This is a genomic window from Novosphingobium sp. Sphag1I (assembly GCF_056279125.1).
Genome location: NZ_JBWBQS010000008.1, coordinates 181,019 through 197,790 on the forward strand (window position 1 = coordinate 181,019; position 16,772 = coordinate 197,790).

The window sequence follows — 16,772 nt, forward strand, 5'->3', positions numbered from 1 at the left end:
GGGGCGCTTTTCTTTTGGGCTCGGTTGATCGCGCCCAAGGCTCACCCCATCGTCGCAAAGGGCGACGGGCGGGAACATTCAACGGTTCGTCGCATTTCCTATCCGCAGGCAGTTGCAACACCCAGCATCGCCTTTGGCAAAAGATGTCGCTTCCCGACTCTTTCGCCCTCAGCCGGAGAAGAATAATCGCTAGCGTACAAGACAAGCTGTCCCCCCCGCCAGCCGACCTTCTGGACGAAGCTACACTTTTTCTGGATCTCGATGGTACTTTGCTCGACCTGGTCGATGATCCGGAATCTGTTCGGGCAGATGAATATCTATTAGAGCTTTTGCAAAAGCTTTCTCAAAAATTGCACGGTCGCCTCGCCATCATATCGGGCCGCTCTATTGAGCAGATCGACCGCATCATCGGCCCCATGGCGGCCGAACTGGCCCTTTCCGGCAGCCATGGTTGTGAACACCGATGGCATGGCATTTCTGCCCGCCCCAACCGCCCCCATGAACTCGATCTGGCCGCCGAACGCATGAAACTGTTCGTGGAAGCCTATCCGCAGGTTCTGATAGAGGAAAAGAGTTTCGGCGTCGGCCTGCATTACCGCCTGATGCCGCAGGCCGAAGGCGCGGCTCATGCTCTGACCGAGGCCTTGGCCTCAGAATTTGGCCTGATGGTCCAGCATGGCAGGATGATGGTCGAATTGCGCATCGCCGGCGGCAACAAAGGCAGCGCGATCACCCGCCTGATGGATCGCCCGATGATGCAGGGCACGACGCCGGTCTTTGCCGGCGACGATCTGACCGATGAACCCGGATTCGGCGCGGTTCGCGCGCTGGGCGGTTACGGCATTCTGATCGGGCCGCATCGCAGCACCGCCGCGCAATATGGCCTGCCCTCGCCCGATGCGCTGAAGGCATGGCTGCAGGAGGCTGTAGCGTGACCCAGACCCTCGACCTCTGGCCCATCGGCAATTGTCAGGTTTCCGCGCTGATCGACACGGCGGGGCGCTTCGTCTGGGGCTGTGTGCCGCGCGTGGATGGCGACCCGGTCTTTTCCGCTCTGGTCGGCGGTGAGGAGCCCGACACGGGCTTCTGGGCCATCGATCTGGAAGGCTGTGTTGAAACCACGCAGGAATATGTGCGCAACACGCCCATCCTGATCACCCGCCATCGCGACGAGCATGGGGGTGAGATCGAGATTACCGATTTCTGCCCCTATTTCCGCCGACTGGGGCGCAGCTATCGCCCCGGCGCCTTTGCCCGGATCGTGCGGCCCGTGTCCGGCTCGCCCCGGATCACGGTGCGCCTTCGCCCGACCGGCGATTGGGGCTGCCCGTCACAGGCCCGCATTGGCGGGTCCAACCATATCCGCTATCCCACCGAAGCGACGACGCTGCGCCTCAGCACGACGGCGCCTGTCGGTTTGGTGGCGCAGGAATTGACGTTCCGCCTTGAACATCCCCTCCATTTCTTCCTTGGCCCGGATGAAAGCTTTTCGGGCGAGATACCGGCCACGCTGGATGAAATGCTGGCCGCGACAAAGGATGAATGGCGCAAATGGGTACGCGGTCTGGCCATCCCTCTGGAATGGCAGAATGTGGTGATCCGTTCGGCCATCACGTTGAAACTGTGCCAGCATGAGGAAACGGGCGCAATCGTTGCCGCGCTGACCACATCGATCCCCGAACATGCCGGGTCACAGCGTAATTGGGACTATCGCTACTGCTGGATCCGCGACGCCTATTATACGGTTCAGGCGCTCAACCGGCTTGGCGCGCTGGATGTGCTGGAATCCTATCTCACCTATCTGCGCAACATTGTGGACGCGACCAAGGGCGGCGATGTCCAACCGCTCTACAGCGTTCTGGGCGAAGCGCGGCTGGAGGAAGGCTTTGCTGACAAGCTGGGCGGCTATCGCGGCATGGGGCCGGTGCGTGCGGGCAATGCCGCCTATATCCAGCGCCAGCACGACGCCTATGGCCAGATCATCCTGTCCAGCACGCAAGCCTTTTTCGATCAACGCCTGTTGCGCCAATCCGGCGTGGCCGATTTCGAAGCGCTGGAAAAAATCGGCGAACGTGCGTGGGAATTGTTCGACAAGCCCGACGCAGGTCTTTGGGAATTGCGCACCCGCCAATCGGTCCATACTTATAGCGCGGCCATGTGCTGGGCCGCGTGCGACCGTCTGGGCAATGCGGCCGCGGCCTTGGGGCTGGAGGCGAGCGCAACCCATTGGAACGAACGCGCAGCCCATATCCGCGACCGGATCGAAGAATCCGCATGGCGCCCCGAAACACAGCGCATGTCCGCCACATTTTCGGGCGATGATCTGGATGCCAGTGTGATCCAGTTGCTGGACCTGCGTTTTCTGGCCCCCGATGATCCGCGCTTTGTTTCGACCTTGGCGGCGATTGAAACGGGGCTGCGGCGCGGATCGCATATGCTGCGCTATGCGACGGAGGATGATTTCGGGTTGCCCGAAACGGCGTTCAACGTCTGTACCTTCTGGCTGATCGAAGCGCTGCATCTGACCGGACGCAGCGCCGAGGCCCGCGCCCTTTACGAGGAAATGCTGAGCCGCTGTAATCCGGCCGGTCTGCTGTCCGAAGACATTGATCCCGTCACCGGCGAACTCTGGGGTAATTACCCGCAAACCTACTCGCTTGTCGGCTTGATCAACTGTGCCGTCCTGTTGAGCAAACCATGGAACAGTGTCCGATGAGCCGATTGATCGTCATTTCCAACCGCGTCAGCCCCGGCGGCGGCAATCAAGGCGGCCTGGCCGTCGCGCTTTCGGCGGCCCTGCGCGAACATGGGGGCATATGGTTCGGGTGGTCGGGTCAGGAAACGCCCGAATTCACCGGCCATATCAATTTCCAGCGGGTCGATGGCGTCACCACCGCCACGATCGATCTGGAAGAACAGGATATTGACGAATATTACAACGGCTATGCCAATCGCACGCTTTGGCCACTGTGCCATTACCGCATCGATCTGGCCGAATATGAGCGCAGTTTTGCCGGTGGCTACCAACGGGCCAATGAACGTTTCGCCGACACCGTCCGCCCCCTGATCGAGGATGAGGACATTGTCTGGGTTCAGGATTACCACATGTTCCCGCTGGGCAAGGAATTGCGCAAGCGGGGCGTGGCCAATCGCATCGGCTTTTTCCTGCATATTCCATGGCCTGCGCGCCGCCTGCTCTCCACCCTGCCCGAAGCGCGGCAACTGGTCGAAGGCTTGCTGGAATATGACCTGATCGGTTTTCACACGAATGAATGGCTGGAATCCTTCTGCGATTATGCGCGGGAGGAATTGGGCGGGGTCGTGGATGAGAACAAGGTTCTCTCGCTCAACGGGCGCCGGGTTCGGTTGATCGTCTGTCCGGTGGGCATTGATGCCAATGAATTTGCCGGACTGGCCGCCAGTGAAAAGGCGCGGGAAACTTTTGAACGGGTGCGTGAAAGCGCGGTCGGACGCAATCTGATCGTGGGTGTTGATCGGCTCGATTATTCCAAGGGGTTGGAAGAACGCTTCCTCGGCTATGAACGCTTCCTCACCGAACATCCCGACGAGCGCAAGAATGTCGTCCTGCTCCAGATCGCTCCGCCATCACGCGGCGCGGTGGAAAGCTATATGCGCATACGCAGTTCGCTGGAAAGTCTGGCGGGCAAGATCAATGGCGCCCATGCCGCGCTCGATTGGGTGCCGATCCGCTATGTCAATCAAAGCTATCCGCGCGACATGCTGGCCGGTGTCTATCGCGCCAGCAGGGTGGGTCTGGTCACGCCGCTGCGCGATGGCATGAATTTGGTGGCCAAGGAATATGTGGCCGCGCAAAACCCCGCCGATCCGGGTGTCCTGATCCTGTCCCGCTTTGCCGGGGCGGCCGAACAGATGACCGACGCCATTCTGGTCAACCCCCACAGCGCCGAGGAAATTTCCGACGCTCTGGGCCGCGCGCTGACCATGCCTCTGGCCGAGAGGATTCAGCGCTGGGAACGCCTGATGGCGGGCGTGGAACAGGAAGACGTCATGTGGTGGCTCAAGCGCTTTACCGATGCGCTCAAAGATGTGCCGGTTTGCCCCGCATGACGCATACAATGGCCCCCGTCGCGCCGGGGGCCTATATGCTCAACCTTCGTATGCGCGTTCCAGCAAGGGCTGTTCGCTGGGCTCAACCTCCAGCACCACTTCGGCAAAGCCACGGCTGCCTTCTTCCACCGCAAGGACCTTGGCCGAAAAGCCCGAGCCGCCGCCATAGACCGCCTCACGCAGCCAACTGTCGCGGCTGACATAACCGATCACGCGGCCATAGGGGTCAACCGCGGCAATGGCGGCGGGATCATGGGGATTGCCCGGTTCCAGTTCCAGCGTCACCACCGTGCCTTCGCGCAGGTCATGGACCGCTTCGGCATGATATTGTTCATCAACCAGACCGATCATATAGGCATAGGGATTGCCGATGCTGGGCACCATGCCCAGATTGGCCTTGTCGCCGGGCAGTTCTTCTTCTTCGTCATCATCGTCAAAGACCGAACCGCGCAGGAAATCGTCCGAAATCGTGGGCTGCGGGGCTTCCGTATGAGCGCCCGGCCCCGGAATATATGGCTCAATCACAGCCGGTTCGGGCTGAAACTGCGCAAACTCAACCGGCTGGCTTTCGGCAAGGACCGAAGCGCGGCGCAGCGTATCGATCCGCGAACCTTCGCTCTGCACGTCATCCTGTGTCGTTTCAGGCGCGTCAATGGCCGGAGCTTGCGCCCACTGCACCACTTTGCCGAAAAAACGCTTCAAGAAACTGAACATGCTGATCCCTTTGTCTGGCTGCGATCGGCGTTGCCGCGATCCACTTGACGGGCGCCTAGTGCCAATAGGTCCATCAAGGCAAGTCTAACTATAGACTATCCCCAAATAGCCACATCATGCCGGATTTGAACATGCGTGATGGCAACCACGACTATGTCGTCGCCCATGGCCTTGCGGCGCATGTTGAATACTTCACGCTCGCAGGCGTACCGCGTTGCGCCCCGCGCCCTTGACCTCATACAACGCTTCATCGGCATTGCGGAAAAGTTGAGCCTTGGTCCAGCCCGGCACCATTTCGGCAAGGCCACAACTGAGCGTCACGTGCATCATCTGGCCGTCGCGCACCGAGGCCGTCAGAATGCCGCATTTATCCAGAATGCGGTTGCACACTTTTTCGGCGGTTTGCGCATCCGTGTTGAACAGAACCGCGAATTCATCGCCGCCGATACGCCCGACAACGTCGGTCAATCGCGTCTCAACGCGCAGGCACTCGCCAATCTTGGCCAGAACCTCATCGCCCCTGTTATGGCCAAAGCGGTCGTTGATCGATTTGAAATGATCGACATCGATCAGCGCCAGCGTGCATTTGCGTCCCTCAAGGATCGCTTCCTGAACGCTGTGGTGGAAACCGGCGCGGTTGAGAACCTGGGTCAGGTCATCGGTATAGGCCTTCTTTTCCAGTTCACGTTCGCGCAGCGCCCGCACGGTGATATTGTGGAACGTCACCACCGCCCCGGATCCGCCCGCATTTTGATCAAGCGGGGTAAAGGAGGCTTCGACGCAAAGCCCCTGTGGGGATTGCAATTCGACCACTGTTTCCCTGCGCTGCAGGAACGGGGCCAGATCGGGCCATTTTTCGGCCAATTGCCACAGCGACCGCCCCGTCAGCTTTTCCGAATCCTCACCCAGCAGCGCCGTCGTCGGACCACCGGCAAAGATGCAGCGACCTTCGGCATCAAAACCCAGAACCGCATCGGGGCTGTTGGCCAGAATCATCTGGATGGAATTTTCCCGATCCTTGAGCTTGGCCGAAAATTCCGCGCGCGAGGCAATGATCGCCGCCACCGTGAAACACGTGGCCAACGTCATGATCAGATAGAATTGAAAGAAGACAGACTTGGCCAGAAGATCGCCATGCATCAAGGAAATCGGACCATGCCCCTCCATGGTGGCCAGTGCGCCGACAAGCGCGGTAATGACAATCGCGACCTTGACCCCCTGACGGCCCAAAGGAAAGGTCAGCAAGACCAGCGCATTGACCGGCAGGAACAGCAAAGGCATCGCCGTTTGCATAAAGACGAGGGCTACCAACACCGTATATCCGGCCAGCAAGCCCATCATCCGCATCCGCTCATTCGCGGTTTTTATGCGATAGCATTCGACATAGGACCCATCCCAGATCGATTTGAAAAAGGGCGTCGCCACCAGAAAGCCCAGCCCGTTGCTGAAAAACCAGCGAACAAAGGATGGAACAAAGGGTTGTTGATAGATCACCAAGGTCACCAATGACCCCAAAACGCCCCCGACCGCGGGCGTAATCACCCCCGCCCACAGCACGAAATCACCCAGCGAGCGCACATCCGACAACAGGCTGGGCGTTGTGAGTCTGGGGCGCAGACAGGTGGCCGCGACCCATACCTGCCCCATATTGATGACGCCGTACAGGATATGGCCCCATTCAAACCCACGCATCACGTCATTGGCCAGATGGTTTGCGATCAGGCCTGCAATCAGCACCGGCTTCCATTGCGCCCGCGGTAAATGCAGCAAAAGCGCAAGGATAACCGGATCGGCCACCCAGATCGTCGCATCATTGCGCCCATCGCTGGTCAGGGCAATGGTGATGGCCGCCAGACAGAAATAGGCCAGCCCCGCCCAAAGCGCGCGACCAAGACCATAAGGCAATCCAAAGGAAGAAGATCGGTCAGCATTCATCGATGACAATCGATATAGTAGGACAGTTAACAATGTGCTTGATTCCGGCGTCGGCCTGCAAAATCCTGCCGCCCGATGGTGAATAAATGCCGCATCCCATCTTGCCTGACCGCCCGGCCAAGGCCAAGGAAGCGCCATGCGTATTGCTCTGTTCGAACCGGAAATTGCGGGAAATGTCGGCGCCATCCTGCGCCTTGGCGCGTGCTTTGGCGCGCAGATCGATCTGATCGAACCCATGGGCTTTGCCTGGGACGACCGGCGCGTGCGCCGCGCGGCGATGGATTACATCGACCATGTCACCTTTGTCCGCCATGCCAGTTTCGAGACCTTCCTGCCCACGGTAGGCAACAGCCGCCTCGTCCTGCTCAGCACCAAAAGCTCTGCCTCTGCCTATGATTTCCAATTCATGGCCGATGACGTTCTGTTATTTGGCAAGGAAAGCGCGGGCGTTCCGGCCGAAGTGGCCGACATCTGTCACGCCCGCATACGCATCCCCATGCGGCCAGAGGTGCGCTCGATGAACCTTGCCACCACCGCGGCCATCGTCCTTGGCGAAGCGCTGCGTCAGACAAACAGCCTGCCTTGAGGAAGTCGCCGCCTTGCCTGTGTGACGGCCCCAAACAGGCAAAGCTGTGCGATCCATCGACTGACTGGACGATTGTAATTTCCATTGACCTTGGCCAAAGGACGCAGCGACCGGGCAGCCGGCAGGAGAACCGGTATGATTACGCGTGAGTTGATTGGCACGGCACAGGTGCCCGATGGCGAGGAATTACGCCTTTTTCGTCATGGCGGCGATTTCATGATCGTGCTGGGCGGCAACGAATTGATGAGCACGCGGATGCGCGGCTCCGAAGAGGCGTTGGCCGTCATGTCCTGTACGCGCATCGCCGGTGCGGCGCGGCCGCGCATGTTGATCGGCGGCTATGGAATGGGCTTCACTTTGCGTGCCGCGCTGGCCAAGCTGCCCGATGACGCGCGGGTCACTGTGGCGGAAATCGTGCCCGAGATCCTTGCCTGGGCGCGCGGGCCGATGGCCGAGGTGGCGGCCGGATGTCTGGATGATCGACGCGTTGAAATCATGCAGGGCGATGTTGTCGATGTCATCGCCAACTCACCGGGCGGGTTTGATGCCATTCTGCTCGACGTTGATAATGGACCCGACGGATTGGTGCGCGCGGGCAATAATCGGCTCTATGCCAGCGCGGGCTTACGCACGGCGGGCCGGGCTTTGCGGCCCGGCGGCGTGCTGGCCATCTGGTCTGCGGCGCGTGACGAAGCCTTTACGCGACGCCTCAAGGCCGCCGGTTTTACGGTGGACGAGGTTACGGTCTTTGCCCGCTATGACAAGCACGGCAACGGCAAGGGCGCCAAGCACGTAATCTGGTTCGCAACATTAGGCAAAGCCATTTGATCCGAGGCCCGGCGGCGATGTGCGCGCCGGGCCTCGAAATACCTGCCCCCCCCCAAGTGGCCGCGATTGCTCGTTCAGAACGAGTAGCCTGCCCTCAAGCCATAGGTGCGCGGCGCGCCATAGCTGGTCACGACGACATTGCCGGTTGTCCCTGCAAACTGAGACAATGTCGGGATCAGGCGATTGCCGATATTTTGCATATAGGCCGTGATGGACCACCTGCCCTCGCGCGGCGCAAACCGCAGCGAGGCATCCGCCGTGAAATCGGCGCCTGAGTTTTCAAAGGCCAGATATTCGAACGACGTGACGCGGTTCGACCGATAACGGCCATCAACGGTGGCGACCACATCATAGGCGCCAATTGGGAAGGTCTGTTCTATACCGACGTTAAACGCCAGTTTGGGCGAATTGAACCCCGGATTGCCCGAACAGTTTACGACCCAAACCGTGCTTGTGGCGCCTGTGGTCGATCCGGGGATCGGCGCGGTGCCCGGCGATGTGGCACAGCCCACAACCGGGGGCAGCGCGTTGTTGGTGGCGTTGCGCTGTGTATTGTAGGTAAAGCTGGTCAGCTTGTTATCGAGGATCTGCACCGACCCGCGCAAAAGCGTGTTGGCGGCGGCCTTGAACTGAACATCCACATCGACGCCCTGAATGCGGGATTTGCCGATATTTTCGGTGAAGAACGAATTGCCGCCGGTGGAATCGAGCCCAAAATGGGCCACTTGCTGATTGGTGTAATTCCAGCGGAACAACTCGAGGTTGAGTTGAAGCCGGTTGTCAAACAGGCGGTTCTTCATACCCAACGTCCACGCGGTGATATATTCCGGCTCATAGGTTTCGCGGCCCAGCGCAAAGTTGAAGCCGCCCGAACGGAAGCCGGTTTCATAGCTGGCATAAAGCAACGAGCGCGGGGCAACATCGAATTCCACCGCGCCGCGCCAAGTGGTCCGGTTACGGTTCAGCTTCTGATTGTTGACCACCGGCGTATAGAAAAGCCGATTGCCCGTGGACCCAAACGCCACCCCGTTAGCCGGTCCGGGCAAAGTGGGCAGCGTTATCATCCGTGAGAGGTCTGCATAGGTCAGCGCAACGGGAACCGACGGGCCGCCAAGGCATGTGGTCGAAGGCTGGGTCGAGCAGATCTGGATCAGGTTCTTGCCGTCGCCCGCAAAAGTCTTGTCATCGTTGGTAAAGCGGATCCCGCCGACCAGACGCAGGCGATCACTGGCATGCAGGGTCAGTCGGCCATAGGCGGCGCTGGATTTGTTGTTGGCCCGAAAAATCTGGAACGAATTGACGGTATATTGGCTGAATACCTGCGAACCGTTGACGTGTTCGTCAAAATAAAACCCGCCGATCTGCCAATCGACCGGTCCGATCCGCTTGCCCGCGATGCGCGCTTCCAACGTGAATTGATCGGAATCTTCATGGACCAGGCCGCCGCGAAAGGCGGGACCGTTGAACAGACTGCGCACTCTGGAATTGCGATAGGCGGGAATGACGGTGAGATCGCCAAGGCCGGTGCGCCATGTCAACTCGCCGCTGATGCCGTAATAGTCATTGTGGACAAACGGTCTGTTCAGAGGCGCGGGGTTGATGCCCGGCCCGCCAATGAACACGTTCGAGAAGAACGCAGCATTGCTGGGCGAGAGCAGGCCGGAGCGGGGATCAAGGCCGGTGGGCGTGATCGTGTAATTGGCCGGCGACGTGGCCGTGGCCGCAGATCCGGGCGTTGCCCTGATGCTGTGGGTAAAGGTAGCGCCCGGCCCCATGCCGCCGATATGGGAATAATCGCCGATAATCCGGACCGTCAGATTGCTGGACAGGTTGGCCAGAACCTGTGCCCGCACGGCGTGCCCTTTTTCATCGGATGTGCCGTCGCTGTAATAACCGTCACGGTCGAGCACCTTGCCGCTGATGCGCAGCGCCGCGTTTTCGCCCAGCGGCGCGTTGATGAAGGCTTCGCCGTCAATGGCGTTGTAATTGCCATAGCCCAACGCAACCCGCCCCGCCCATTTGCCCAATATCGGCTTGGCGGTCAGCACGTTGATCGCGCCGCCGGTGGCATTGCGGCCATAGAGGGTGCCCTGCGGCCCTTTGAGAACTTCGATCCGGTCCAGATCGTAAAAAGCGCCGATGGTCGATCCGGGGCGGCCATAATAGACGCCGTCCACGTTGAAGGCGATGGCCGGATCGGTATAGCCATTGTTGGTGAAATTGCCCACGCCGCGAATGAAATAGCTGGTGTTCGCGCCGCCGCCCCGGCTGACGTACAGCGAGGGGACAGCCGCATTGAGCGCGGTGCTTGACGTTACGCCCGCATTCAGCAGCTTGGCGGTTGAAACCACATCCAGCGGAACCGCAGCCCTTTGCGAGGATTCCGAGCGATGCTGCGCCGTCACGACGATTTCGGCCAGCCCATCTCTGGCTGGCGTTGCATTGGCCTTGCTGTCTTGGGCCAAAGCGGGCATGCCAAACGACAGTGCGCATGCCAAACCGGTCGATACCAGTAATAATGCTTTCATTGTTCCCTCCCAACGGGTTTTGCGCCGATCATTTCGGTTCGTTTTTTGCAGGTCTATTTAATCGGCCGATGCCGCTTTCAGTCAAATCGATAACATAGAGCCCATTTATAGATGGCGTGGATAGGTGGATGCACTCAGCCATCGTTCCCCAAGCGCATGCGGGCAATCAGCCCGTCGCGCAGAACCAATTGGTGATAGAGCGCCGCCATAATGTGGCCCATCACCAAGCCCAGCATGACCAACGAGAGCGCCTCGTGAACACCATGGGCAAACATGGCGCGCGCAAGGCTGGGGCCGACGGGCAGGAACGGCAGGTCGAAAAGGCCGACGCTGATGGGATGCCGCTTGGGAAAGCTGGATGTCACCAACCATCCCGAAAACGGCAGGGCCAACATCAAAGCATAGAGCGCAAAGTGGACCGCCCCGGCGGCCCTGCGCTGCAACGCCGCGGTATTGACCGGTTCGGGCGGGCGATGGCTCAGTCGCCATGCCAGCCGGAGAAAGCTTAACGCCAGAACCAGCAGTCCGATAACCTTGTGCAGATTCATGATTGTGTCTTCAAACGCCAATTCCAGCCAGCCACACATGAAACCCAGGACCAGATTGGCCAGGATCAGCGCCGCGATGATCCAATGCAGCAGCGCGGCGGTTTTTGTATATTGCTGAGCCGACAAAGTCGGCTCAGCTTCTGGCAGGATGGCGCCGGTCACGTCGTCCATTCCGTGATGAAGGGGCCATAGGTCGGCTTGCCCTGCGTTTCTTCGGCCACCACTTTGTTGGTCTGACGGCCCAGATAGGTAATCTCGCTTTCCAGCACATCGCCCGGACGCATCCAGCGGTTGTTGTGCATCGCGCCATTGCCCGGAGGCGAGCCGGTCAGCAGGAAATCGCCCGGCATCAGGCGGATACGTTCCGATGCATAAGACAAGATCTGTTCAGGCTCGAAGATCATGTCGCTGATCGGCCAATCCTGCATGATTTGGCCATTCAGCTTCATGCGGATCTGGACCTTGGAGCGGTCCACGAACTGCTTGGGCACGATGAAGGGCCCGGCGGGTTTGAAGTTGGGCTGGTGCTTGCTGACCCAATCATGGCCCCAGCGCACGTCGGCGCGGCGGAATTCGTCCACGGTGCCCAGATCGTTGACCATCACATAGCCCGCGATCAGATCGCCCGCATCATCGGGGCGGATATAACGGCCGGTGCGGGCGACAACGGCGGCAAATTCCAGTTCCCAATCGGGATGTTCGCCCACCAGCGGCAGCGGGATCTCGTCATTCGCGCCGCACAGCGAACTGTGCAGCCCGGTCCAGAAGAAGGGCATGCCTTCGCGGGCGCGGCGGTCGACTTCCTCCAGATTGCGCAGGAAGAAGCTTTCATCGCTTTCGCCGGGCAAGCGCTTGTCCTGATTGAACTTGTTATAGGTCATCATCTCGGCGACATGTTGGCGATAGTTGGACCCGGCGCACAGCATGTTGGGGCGCGAGACCGGGGGCAGGCATTCGACATCGCCAAAGCGCAGGTCGGTCCCGGCATCCTTGGCCGACATATCGGCCAGCAGATCGAGCGCGCGGTCCCAATCCTCGAACAGCGCCAGCGTGTCGGCATAGTGCAAGGAAAGGTCGTGGACCCCGCCGTCTGCCTGAACCAGACCGGGGAACACTTTGCCATGGGCGCGGTAAGTGCCGATGCCAAAACTGCCCTTGATCAGGCCTGTGGCTTCATGGATGCCTTCGGGCTGGGGCGCCGGCTTCGGCTTGAGGTCATGCAAAGTAGATTTGGACATCGCGGTCACTCCATAGGTCCATTTCCATCTGCTGAATGGCGTGCAGGCCCGCAGGCGCTGAGGCATTCAGCAAATCGGTGTCGGAGAAGGTTTCGTAACGAAAGCCGTTGGGGTCTTTCCAAACGTCGAAGACATGGCTGCCCAACGGGTGGCGGCCTACGCCCCAGACCTCGTTGCGCTGGCGCTGGGCCAACCAACGGTGCGCCATGAATTGCGCCTCGGAATTGGGCACTTCCAATGACAGGTGGTGCAGCCCTTGCTTGCCGGGCAGGCCGAACATGCCAACGACATGGTGGTCGACAAATTCATCGCCGCGATCAAGGCGATAGAAGCCGCCGACCTTGACGTTCTCGTCGCCCACGTGGATCAGATCGCTGGGGATCAGGCCAAGAACGTCGCGATACCATGCGTCGGCGGCTTTCCAGTCCTGAACATAGATGCCCACATGGCCCAGACGGATGACCGGCGGCGGCCCCAGCGGCGACTTTTCCTGAGCGTTGCCGATGCGCGGCTTTTCATACCCTTGATTGAGCAAAAGCGACGGAGGCAACGGATCAGGCGTGCGATCGGCCACACCATGGACGAGCGAAATGGCAAAGCCGTTGGGATCGCGCAGATCCACCGCAATGCCGCCCCCCGGGCCGTCCAGTTCGCGGATCGCACCCGCGCCATGCCGGGCAATGGCTCTGTCGAGATCGGCCCGGCTGTCGGCTTCAAACGAAAGACCGCGGAAATCCGATTGGGCCGCTCGTTCCAGCACGACAAGGTAGGGATGACGTCCAAGACCGCGCAGGTAAGTGCGAGCGCCCAGGACATCGGCAATATGAAGTCCGAAATCCTGTGCAAAAGCAACGCCGCCCGGTAAATCCTGAACAGCAAGATGAATGTGATGGAGGCCTTTGATCGCCATATCTGTTCTCCCGATGGAAGAAACAATGGCGGCGGCGCTCTCATCCGTCTAATCGAAAGGCTGCGCCCTATCTATCTGCGTTATTTATGGGTTGGCCGAATTTGGCCGCGCTGCGTGCGACGATCAGGTCTTTCAACCACTGCATCCCGGCGTCCCGGTTTCTAAGCCTATGCCAATGCACGACCTGCTGGATGGGTGGAATGGGCACAGGCAATGTGTGCATGCGGATCGGGTAGAAGGGCAGAAAATGCTGGGCCAGTTTACTATGCATGGTGGCCAGCCGCTCGGTCCCCACCACGGATTGGGCCAGCGCGGAAAAACTGGGCACGACCAGTTCGATCCGGCGCTGTTCGCGGAATTTTTCAAGCGAGAGTTCGGATAGCGCGGGCCGCCTGTCGCGCCCAAAGGACGCCGCGACATGGCCTGCGGCCAGGAATTGTTCGGATGAAATGACATCGCCATGGCCCGATCCCACCCATGAGATCAGCACGTGTTCGTCCTGAAAGAGCGGAACGCTGGGATGCTGGGCCAGCGAGAAAGGCTCAACGGTCAGCATCAAATCAGCCTCGGCTCGCTCGAACCGCTCGGTGGCATCGGTGCTGGGCCGGATGATTTCGATCATCACTTTGGGCGCTTCACGCGCGATAGTGGCAATCACCTCGGCAAGCAGGATCATGTGAATGTAATCCGAGGCGATGATCACGAATTTACGTGACGATTCCTTTGGATCGAATTGACCGGGCTGCGTGATTTCGCTTCGGATCAGCTCCAGAGCCTGCCGCACGGGCGCAGCCAATTCTTCCGCCTTATAGGTAAGACGCATCTGGCGCCCTTCCAGCACCAGCAGGTCATCCCCAAAATACTGCCGCAGGCGGTTCAGCGCCGATGTCACGGCCGGTTGGCTGAGGTAGAGGCGCCGTGAAGCCTCGGTCACGCTCTGCTCGCTGATCAACGCGTCGAGCGCGACGAGCAGGTTGAGGTCAAGTTTATCGAATCGCATTCGGCTTTTTAACACAAGTCATGCGCATATCCCGTCAACGGCTTGCGCCCGGCCGCGCTATGTTTCGCTTTTATCGGTCAGACTGCGCACTTCCAGCCCCAACAGTTCGGCCGCGTTCAGGCCAAGGATTTTGGCCCGCACATCAGGGGCCAGGTGGCTGTGGAACCCCACCGGATCGGGTTCGGCCATGTCGAAGGGATAATCGGTTCCCATGCACAGCCGATCAGCCCCATGGCTATCGATCAAGGCGTCGAGTTGTTTGCGGTCGAACACCAGCGTGTCGAGCCAGATCTGGCGCAGATAGTCTGACGGTGGGCGACGCGCATGGATTTGGCATTCCGGGCGCACGCGCCATGCATGATCCATACGCCCCCAATAGCCCGGCAAGAAACCCCCGCCATGCGCCACGCACAGCTTGAGGCGCGGATAGGCGTCCAATACGCCCGCAAAGATCAGGTGGCTAAGCGCAATGCTGGATTCCAGCGGGTTGCCGATAATGTTGTCGAGATAATATTCTTTCAACCGCTCGCCATGCGTGAAGCCAAGCGGATGCAGAAACACCAATACGCCCAGTTCCTCTGCCGCTGCAAAGAAGGGGCGCAGATCGTCACCGGCCAGTTCGCGACCGGCGACATTCGAACCGATCTCTATACCACGAAGCCCAAGGTCCGAGACACAGCGTCGCATTTCGGCAATCGCCATATCGGTGTTTTGCAGGGGCACGGTCCCCATGCCCACCAGCCGATCGGGCTGCTCGGTCACTGCCTGCGCCATCCGGTCATTGACCAATTGTGCGGCCTGACGCCCTACTTCCGGGGGTGCGAAATAGTAATATTGCCCCGGCGATGGGCTGATGGCCTGCACATCGACCCCTAAACGGTCCATGTCCAGCAAGCGTTCGTTGATGCCGTTCAATTTTGCGCCGATTTCGGCAAACAATTTGGCGTTGGTTGCCCGCGATGCCGCAGACACAAATGTCAGTGGATCCGGGGCATCGGGAACCTCCTTGCGAACATATTGTTCGGCGGCGGCCACATTAAGGTGGCAGTGCAGGTCAACAACCAACTCCTCACGGCGTTTGATGACCGCTCTGCCAAGTCTGCTATGCCCGCAATTTGTAAGGCAATCTTGCGCCATCCATCCCGTCCCGGCAAAATTAAGCCCCCTTGCCTGAACGCGGCGAAATTTGGGGGCTTGGCTTATGCTTATCGCTTTGCCGCATTCTAGCAGAGCAAGATGTCATTGCAGTATCGTTTAAACCATCGACACCCATCAATGCCGCTTATGGGTCTTGCTCATGACAAAAGCTCCCTCTCACACATCCCAGCCGCCGGGAAAGCAGGAACAGTTCACACCCTAGAGCGATTTCCGTTCAAGCTGACGCGAACGGGAAAGCGACGCTCAAGCGCCGCGCGGGCTAGTCGCGTTTTTCGATCCCGAATGATCGGAAAACGCTCTAAACAGCGCTCTTTTGTTCGATCAGCCGCACAAGATCGGCCAAGGTCGCGCAAACCGGGGTTGGCACGCCCAACCTTTCGCCCTCACGCAGGATCGCGCCATTGATCGCCTCTATCTCGGTCGCGCGGCCATGTTCGCGGTCCTGAAGCATCGAGGGCTTGTGGTGGCGATGGTCGACCAGCGCAGCGCTGACCGTAGCCATTATGACATCGGAATCCAGTATCAGGCCCCGCGCCTTTGCAACAGCGACCGTCTCATGCACCACCGCCCCGGCGATCCGCCGACCGGAAGGGTTGTCGATCTGACCGTTGGTGGCCTCGCAAATCATTGATGTGGCATTGAGCGCGGCATTGAAAGCGACTTTTTCCCAGACAACCCGCTCGACATCATGCGCCAGAACCGCCTCAAATCCGGCCCGTTCCAGCAAGTCGCGAATGCCGGACGCCGCCGCATGGGCCTGCGCCGTCAGGCCGCCAAAGTGGATATGTCCAAACCCATGTGTCACCACACCGTTGGGCGGCAGGAAATCGGCCGGAACATGCGCGGTTCCCTGCAACACATGGTCCGCCCCGAAAACTTCGGCCAGACGTTCCGCATTGCCGATCCCGTTTTGCAAGGTCATCAGCAAGGGGCTTTGCCCTTGCCAATGCGCGAGCGAAGCAATGGCCGCCGCGCTGTGGTTGCTCTTGGTGAACAACAGCGCGAGATCCGGCGCCTGTATGACGTCCTTTGCCAGCGCGGCGCCAACAGCAACATCGCGGGTTCCACGGTCATCGGTCAGGCGAATACCATCGCGGGCAATCCCATCGAGCCGCACGGTATCAACATCGATCAGCGTCACCTGCGCCCCCGCCTCGGCCATGCGCGCGGCGAACAGACAGCCCATCGCGCCCGCGCCAATGATTGCGACAGTTTGGGGAAATTGGGTCATCACGGCT

The 16,772-nt window shown here is 59.8% G+C and carries 14 protein-coding genes; 5 read left to right on the forward strand and 9 right to left on the reverse strand.

Annotated elements, in window-relative coordinates; genetic code table 11:
* The first annotated feature begins 143 nt into the window (after positions 1–143).
* The 3 genes from otsB to ACZ9HU_RS11505 are packed head-to-tail and all read left to right on the forward strand — an operon-like array spanning position 144 to position 4,089.
* A complete protein-coding gene (gene otsB / locus ACZ9HU_RS11495) occupies positions 144–935 on the forward strand; it encodes a trehalose-phosphatase (protein WP_476105050.1) in 792 nt (263 codons plus the stop codon).
* Complete coding sequence (locus tag ACZ9HU_RS11500; protein ID WP_476105051.1) at positions 932–2,716, forward strand: glycoside hydrolase family 15 protein; 1,785 nt, start codon at positions 932–934, stop codon at positions 2,714–2,716. The genes otsB and ACZ9HU_RS11500 overlap by 4 nt, the downstream gene beginning before the upstream one ends.
* Positions 2,713–4,089, forward strand: a complete 1,377-nt coding sequence (locus ACZ9HU_RS11505) for an alpha,alpha-trehalose-phosphate synthase (UDP-forming) (protein WP_476105053.1) — start codon at positions 2,713–2,715, stop codon at positions 4,087–4,089. Before ACZ9HU_RS11500 ends, ACZ9HU_RS11505 begins: the two co-directional genes overlap by 4 nt.
* 39 nt (positions 4,090–4,128) lie before the next feature.
* On the opposite strand, the gene ACZ9HU_RS11510 is transcribed toward ACZ9HU_RS11505, so the two are convergent.
* Together ACZ9HU_RS11510 and ACZ9HU_RS11515 are read right to left on the reverse strand one after the other, a co-directional pair.
* Entirely contained in the window at positions 4,129–4,803 is a 675-nt protein-coding gene (locus ACZ9HU_RS11510) for an HIRAN domain-containing protein (RefSeq protein ID WP_476105054.1), read from the reverse strand.
* A gap of 192 nt (positions 4,804–4,995) precedes the next feature.
* Entirely contained in the window at positions 4,996–6,738 is a 1,743-nt protein-coding gene (locus ACZ9HU_RS11515) for a sensor domain-containing diguanylate cyclase (RefSeq protein WP_476105056.1), read from the reverse strand.
* Positions 6,739–6,874: 136 nt separating this feature from the next.
* On the opposite strand from ACZ9HU_RS11515, the gene ACZ9HU_RS11520 reads away from it, so the two are divergent.
* Together ACZ9HU_RS11520 and ACZ9HU_RS11525 are read left to right on the forward strand one after the other, a co-directional pair.
* On the forward strand, positions 6,875–7,324 hold the full coding sequence (locus ACZ9HU_RS11520; protein WP_476105058.1) for a tRNA (cytidine(34)-2'-O)-methyltransferase: 450 nt from the start codon (positions 6,875–6,877) through the stop codon (positions 7,322–7,324).
* Between the two features lie 135 nt (positions 7,325–7,459).
* Positions 7,460–8,152: a spermidine synthase gene (locus tag ACZ9HU_RS11525; RefSeq protein WP_476105060.1), complete on the forward strand. Its 693-nt coding sequence runs from the start codon at positions 7,460–7,462 to the stop codon at positions 8,150–8,152.
* 74 nt (positions 8,153–8,226) lie between these two features.
* Here ACZ9HU_RS11525 and ACZ9HU_RS11530 read toward each other — a convergent pair whose 3' ends face one another.
* The 7 genes from ACZ9HU_RS11530 to ACZ9HU_RS11560 form a co-directional block, all read right to left on the reverse strand.
* Entirely contained in the window at positions 8,227–10,680 is a 2,454-nt protein-coding gene (locus ACZ9HU_RS11530) for a TonB-dependent receptor (protein ID WP_476105062.1), read from the reverse strand.
* 134 nt (positions 10,681–10,814) lie between these two features.
* A complete protein-coding gene (locus ACZ9HU_RS11535) occupies positions 10,815–11,399 on the reverse strand; it encodes a cytochrome b (RefSeq protein WP_476105063.1) in 585 nt (194 codons plus the stop codon).
* Positions 11,387–12,466, reverse strand: a complete 1,080-nt coding sequence (locus tag ACZ9HU_RS11540) for a fumarylacetoacetate hydrolase family protein (protein WP_476105064.1) — start codon at positions 12,464–12,466, stop codon at positions 11,387–11,389. The genes ACZ9HU_RS11535 and ACZ9HU_RS11540 overlap by 13 nt, the downstream gene beginning before the upstream one ends.
* Positions 12,444–13,376 carry a VOC family protein gene (locus tag ACZ9HU_RS11545; protein ID WP_476105065.1) on the reverse strand — a complete coding sequence of 311 codons (933 nt, stop codon included), beginning with the start codon at positions 13,374–13,376 and terminating at the stop codon, positions 12,444–12,446. The genes ACZ9HU_RS11540 and ACZ9HU_RS11545 overlap by 23 nt, the downstream gene beginning before the upstream one ends.
* A 67-nt stretch (positions 13,377–13,443) precedes the next feature.
* Complete coding sequence (locus tag ACZ9HU_RS11550; RefSeq protein ID WP_476105067.1) at positions 13,444–14,376, reverse strand: LysR family transcriptional regulator; 933 nt, start codon at positions 14,374–14,376, stop codon at positions 13,444–13,446.
* Between the two features lie 57 nt (positions 14,377–14,433).
* Positions 14,434–15,441, reverse strand: a complete 1,008-nt coding sequence (locus ACZ9HU_RS11555; protein ID WP_476105069.1) for an amidohydrolase family protein — start codon at positions 15,439–15,441, stop codon at positions 14,434–14,436.
* Between the two features lie 391 nt (positions 15,442–15,832).
* Positions 15,833–16,765, reverse strand: a complete 933-nt coding sequence (locus ACZ9HU_RS11560) for a ketopantoate reductase family protein (RefSeq protein WP_476105071.1) — start codon at positions 16,763–16,765, stop codon at positions 15,833–15,835.
* Positions 16,766–16,772 lie beyond the last annotated feature (7 nt).

What these genes read in the sequence shown, in the direction of transcription:
- otsB (WP_476105050.1), top strand. Translation starts at nt 144, where the DNA reads ATGTCGCTTCCCGACTCTTTCGCCCTCAGCCGGAGAAGAATAATCGCT.
- ACZ9HU_RS11505 (WP_476105053.1), top strand. Translation starts at nt 2,713, where the DNA reads ATGAGCCGATTGATCGTCATTTCCAACCGCGTCAGCCCCGGCGGCGGC.
- ACZ9HU_RS11510 (WP_476105054.1), bottom strand. Translation starts at nt 4,803, where the DNA reads ATGTTCAGTTTCTTGAAGCGTTTTTTCGGCAAAGTGGTGCAGTGGGCG.
- ACZ9HU_RS11515 (WP_476105056.1), bottom strand. Translation starts at nt 6,738, where the DNA reads ATGAATGCTGACCGATCTTCTTCCTTTGGATTGCCTTATGGTCTTGGT.
- ACZ9HU_RS11520 (WP_476105058.1), top strand. Translation starts at nt 6,875, where the DNA reads ATGCGTATTGCTCTGTTCGAACCGGAAATTGCGGGAAATGTCGGCGCC.
- ACZ9HU_RS11525 (WP_476105060.1), top strand. Translation starts at nt 7,460, where the DNA reads ATGATTACGCGTGAGTTGATTGGCACGGCACAGGTGCCCGATGGCGAG.
- ACZ9HU_RS11530 (WP_476105062.1), bottom strand. Translation starts at nt 10,680, where the DNA reads ATGAAAGCATTATTACTGGTATCGACCGGTTTGGCATGCGCACTGTCG.
- ACZ9HU_RS11535 (WP_476105063.1), bottom strand. Translation starts at nt 11,399, where the DNA reads ATGGACGACGTGACCGGCGCCATCCTGCCAGAAGCTGAGCCGACTTTG.
- ACZ9HU_RS11540 (WP_476105064.1), bottom strand. Translation starts at nt 12,466, where the DNA reads ATGTCCAAATCTACTTTGCATGACCTCAAGCCGAAGCCGGCGCCCCAG.
- ACZ9HU_RS11545 (WP_476105065.1), bottom strand. Translation starts at nt 13,376, where the DNA reads ATGGCGATCAAAGGCCTCCATCACATTCATCTTGCTGTTCAGGATTTA.
- ACZ9HU_RS11550 (WP_476105067.1), bottom strand. Translation starts at nt 14,376, where the DNA reads ATGCGATTCGATAAACTTGACCTCAACCTGCTCGTCGCGCTCGACGCG.
- ACZ9HU_RS11560 (WP_476105071.1), bottom strand. Translation starts at nt 16,765, where the DNA reads ATGACCCAATTTCCCCAAACTGTCGCAATCATTGGCGCGGGCGCGATG.